Raw genomic sequence first — 2,830 nt, forward strand, 5'->3', positions numbered from 1 at the left:
CCAGGTGACCAGCCCGAACATGATCAGTGCTCCGCCCATGACGTAGCCGGCGGAGTACGACCAGCCGCCGGTCAGCGCGATGCCGATGTCGAACGACATCCAGTAGATGATCCAGGCGCCGGCCACGATGAGCCACAACGCGCCCCAGAAGGGTCGCGTACGCCGCCACGCGCGGAACCACGAGCGGACCGCTGCGAGGAACGCGCCGATCCGGTTGCGGCGTACGTTCTCCGGTCGGGAGTCGGTGGAGAAGCCGAGGTCGTCTGTCAACGACCGGGTGTTGGATGCGCTCATGAGCAGTCGGCCTGCGTCCTGGCCCCGGGGACGACCTTGATGTTCAGCTCGGGCAGGGTGATGTTGCCCTTGAGGTTGAGTCCGTAGCTGTTTCCGTTGAGGCCGGCCACGTTGAGCTGGCGGGCGTAGAGGCCGAAGGCGCCGGCCTTGGGCAGCTGGTTCGCGTTGCCCTCGAAGGTGAGTCCGGCGGAGTCGCCGACGGTCTCGGCCGACTGGCCGAGGTTCATGCCGGAGATCTTGTTTCCGTAGCCGCTGAGCGCGTCCGCGTTGATGAACAGGTTGGTCGCCGAGATCGCGTTGCCGAGGCTGCCGTCGGTGAGCTTGCCCGTGCTCGGGTCGGTGGTGGTGCCCGTCGGGATCGTGCTGCCGCTGTAGCTGTCCGGGATGTCGTCGCCGGCGGTGATCATCAGCGAGTAGCTCCCGACGAGCGGGATGTTCTCGGTGGCGATCCCGCACAGGCCGGCGAGCTTGGCCTGGTGGATGCCGAGCTCGGTGACGCCGCACTGGGTCTGTACGTCGGCGACACCGGGATCGCAGTCGGTTGCCCCCTGGCGGCTGGTCGGGGCGAGATAGCCCGCGGCGTGCTCGGCGTCGAGGTAGTTGGAGTAGAGCTTGAACTTGGCGTTCCCGGTGGTGAAGTTGACCGCCAGGGCGTTCTGCGAGACCGCGCCGAACATGGCCACGAGTGCGGCGCTCCCGACGATCATCAGCGGCAGCGAGCGCTTGCGGCTGCCGCGACGTACGGACTCCGCATCCGCCTTCATCTGTGCCGACTGCTCCGCGGCACGGTCGACGGCGTCGTACGCTGCTCGGTAGATGCGGCCGGTGAGCCGGCCCCACGCGCCGAGCACGCCGGACTCATCGCCCCAAGGGTCGGGCCGCTCGAAGCGGCGGGCGCGAGGGCTCATGCGGTCGCTCCGCTCCGGGCCGGCTTGCAGGCCGCCTTGCGAGCGCGCTTGCGGGCGTCCTTCTCGGCCATCTTGGTCAGCTGCTTGTCGGTGTAGGGGGTCCAGGCGACGATCAGGGCGCCACCGGTGACGCCGGCGACGGTGCCGATGATCAGGCCGCCGAGGTTGGCCAGCGGGAGTGCCGCGATGGCGAGCGCGACCGAGACGATCCCTGGGAACGTCCGCTGCGCGGGCATGAACATCGCGATCAGCGCCGCGGCGGCCATGGCGAACGAGATCAGCACCGGCGGCAGGGTCCTGTCGCCGAAGGCTGCGAAGATCGTGAAGTCGAGCTGCTTGGAGAGCATCGAGGACCCGATCATCCACGACGACCACAGCAGGATCAGGCTTCCCCAGAAGGGGCGGGTGCGCCGGAAGCCCTTGAAGCCACGCGGCGTGGGGACGGCGGCTGGGGTGCTCACGGTGGGTGCTTCGGGGTCGATGGGCGTCTTGTCAGGCATGGGGTTCTCCGGCGGGGCTGGGGCAGAGGTGTTGGCGGGCGCTCCGGAACGCCCGCCAACTACTGCAGGCTGATGAGGTGGAGTGCTACGGGTTGAGCGTGATCGACAGGTTGTCGAGGCTCAGCGAGCTGAGCTGCACTGCGTACGCCTTCGCCGAAAGGTTGTTCAGCACCTGCTGCCCGCTCTGGCCGGCGGTCTGCGCCGCCTGGAGCGCGAAACCGTCCGCCACGTAGCCGGGGCCGCCCGGGTCGAACCCGGCGTCGGCCTGCGACTGGCCCAGGGTGACGTTGGCCATCGTGGCGCCGCTCGGCGTGTTGAGCGAGGCGGCGTTCAGTGCCACGTCGCCCAGGTTGATCGCCGAGTCGGTCGAGGTGATCCCCAGGTTGAGGCTCAGGCCCGGGAGCACCTCCACCTCGGGTGTCACGACGTTGAGCCCATTGGCGACGGAGCCCTCGGTCTGGGCGTAGATCGTCCCCTGGTTGTTGCCGGCAGAGCCGATCTCAGTGGCGCCGGTGCGCATCTTCAGCGCGTCGGCGGTGAGGCTCGTGCTCATGTCGAAACCGCCGGTGGACGAGATGACCGCTCCGACCATGCCGGACAGCATCGCGTACCCCATGCCGGCGGAGACGACCGCCGCCGGCAGCGTCACGGCCGCGAAGCGGCCGAGACTGGTATGCCCCATCTTGTTCATATGTGCTCCCTCGTTGGAACCCGTCCCTCACGGGCTGATGAACCCGAGAAAAGTTCGCCGCCCACGGCCCCTAATACCCTGGGTGGCATCACAGACTGTGACGGTCGCCACGTGCTACGGTCAAGCAAATCTGGACATTTGATCCCTAAATGTCTACCGAGTGAGGCGATCCTTGCGTGGGTTTGTCCTCGCTGTCATCGATCTGCCCGAAAGAGGGTCTGGTTGTGTTCGGAAGACCTCTGAATGCGCGTCTCGCTGACGAACGCGGCTTCGCCGCGACGGCCATCGGGTGGGTCGCGCTGGTGGCGTTTCTGCTGGTGATGACCGTCGTCGTCGCCGCGCTCTTCGGCTCGTTCACGGTCAAGGGGCGCAGCATGGAGCCGACGATGGTCTCCGGCGAGCGGATCCTGCTCGACCCGCTGCACAACGACGACATC

Annotated in this window: 5 protein-coding genes; 1 reads left to right on the plus strand and 4 read right to left on the minus strand. The window is 67.7% G+C overall.

The window, feature by feature from the left end:
* From VIU94_RS23215 to VIU94_RS23230, 4 genes are all read right to left on the minus strand, one after another.
* Window positions 1–294, minus strand: a 294-nt coding sequence (locus VIU94_RS23215) for a DUF6114 domain-containing protein (protein ID WP_331913794.1), incomplete at its 3' end; no start/stop codon positions are given.
* A complete protein-coding gene (locus tag VIU94_RS23220) occupies window positions 291–1,202 on the minus strand; it encodes a DUF6230 family protein (protein WP_331913795.1) in 912 nt (303 codons plus the stop codon). The genes VIU94_RS23220 and VIU94_RS23215, both read right to left, overlap by 4 nt.
* Window positions 1,199–1,702: a DUF6114 domain-containing protein gene (locus VIU94_RS23225; RefSeq protein WP_331913796.1), complete on the minus strand. Its 504-nt coding sequence runs from the start codon at window positions 1,700–1,702 to the stop codon at window positions 1,199–1,201. The genes VIU94_RS23220 and VIU94_RS23225 overlap by 4 nt, the downstream gene beginning before the upstream one ends.
* Window positions 1,703–1,787: 85 nt before the next feature.
* Window positions 1,788–2,393 (minus strand): DUF6230 family protein, encoded by a 606-nt coding sequence (locus tag VIU94_RS23230; protein WP_331913797.1) that lies wholly within the window; start codon window positions 2,391–2,393, stop codon window positions 1,788–1,790.
* Window positions 2,394–2,617: 224 nt separating this feature from the next.
* On the opposite strand from VIU94_RS23230, the gene VIU94_RS23235 reads away from it, so the two are divergent.
* Window positions 2,618–2,830 (plus strand): S26 family signal peptidase (locus VIU94_RS23235; protein WP_331913798.1); only part of this gene is annotated, 213 nt, incomplete at its 3' end.

The sequence above is a fragment of the Streptomyces sp. genome (assembly GCF_036566765.1).
GTDB lineage: Bacteria > Actinomycetota > Actinomycetes > Streptomycetales > Streptomycetaceae > Streptomyces.

Excerpts from the sequence above, each read along its gene's own strand:
- VIU94_RS23220 (WP_331913795.1), bottom strand. The coding sequence starts at position 1,202 with ATGAGCCCTCGCGCCCGCCGCTTCGAGCGGCCCGACCCTTGGGGCGAT.
- VIU94_RS23225 (WP_331913796.1), bottom strand. The coding sequence starts at position 1,702 with ATGCCTGACAAGACGCCCATCGACCCCGAAGCACCCACCGTGAGCACC.
- VIU94_RS23230 (WP_331913797.1), bottom strand. The coding sequence starts at position 2,393 with ATGAACAAGATGGGGCATACCAGTCTCGGCCGCTTCGCGGCCGTGACG.